1 protein-coding gene (only partly in view) is annotated in these 709 nt (G+C 63.3%); it reads left to right on the top strand.

From position 1 onward, the window contains the following. Positions 1-33: 33 nt before the first annotated feature. Positions 34-709, top strand: the 5' portion of a protein-coding gene (locus tag GJA_RS26395) for a DUF2875 family protein (RefSeq protein WP_051781334.1). Its footprint extends 20 nt past the window's final position; 676 of the gene's 696 nt are visible here — the first part of the coding sequence; its start codon is at positions 34-36; the stop codon falls past the right edge of the window.

Here is a 709-nt window from a genome sequence, read left to right as displayed (position 1 = left end):
AAACTCCTCAAAGACGGCCGCTACATCCCCGAAATGCCCGATGCCTCGACCCTGTTCGTACTGGCCCGGCGCGAGCGGGTCGAGGCGATGCGGCCGTTCGCCTTCGACGATATGCCGCCCGAAAAAAGCGTAGACCAGCTCAATGCGCATGGCGTGGCGCGCCGCCTGTTCCTCGCTTACGACGCACTGGAAAGAACGGTCCCGCATCCCGACAAGGAACGCGATCCGGCCATGCACACCTCGCGCCAGCCGCTGATTTCAGAATGGCTGCCGGTCGCCGCGGCCTTCGCGCAACGCTCCGACATCCGCGGCACCGGCGTCGCCAACCTGCTCGACGATATCAATCCCCGTGCCTACCATCCGCCCAAAAACTGGCAACCGACGCCATGGTTTCCGATTCCCTGGAACAAGCATCAACTGGCCGAATTCGACAAACTGCCGACACTGGGTTTTATTCATCGTCCCACCTTCGTCACTTTCAACGATGAGCACGGCAAACCGTTGATCGACCCCGGCGAACGTGAAAAAGCCTTGTCAGCCGGTTGGCAAGCGGCCTTGCGCACCTTGCCCGAAGCCCGGCGCGCGGGCGCGCCGGCGCGCATTGTCAGCGCGACCGGCAACAACACCGCCCGGCTGATCGCGCTGCACCGCATGCTCAACAAGCACACCGCACAAGGTGGCCCGGAACTCGACAGCAACCGGATCGACC

Source organism: Janthinobacterium agaricidamnosum NBRC 102515 = DSM 9628 (genome assembly GCF_000723165.1).
In the GTDB taxonomy this organism is placed as follows: Bacteria; Pseudomonadota; Gammaproteobacteria; order Burkholderiales; family Burkholderiaceae_D; genus Janthinobacterium; species Janthinobacterium agaricidamnosum.
Note: the sequence above shows the minus strand (reverse complement) of the source record. Positions and strands in the feature narration are given on the sequence as shown.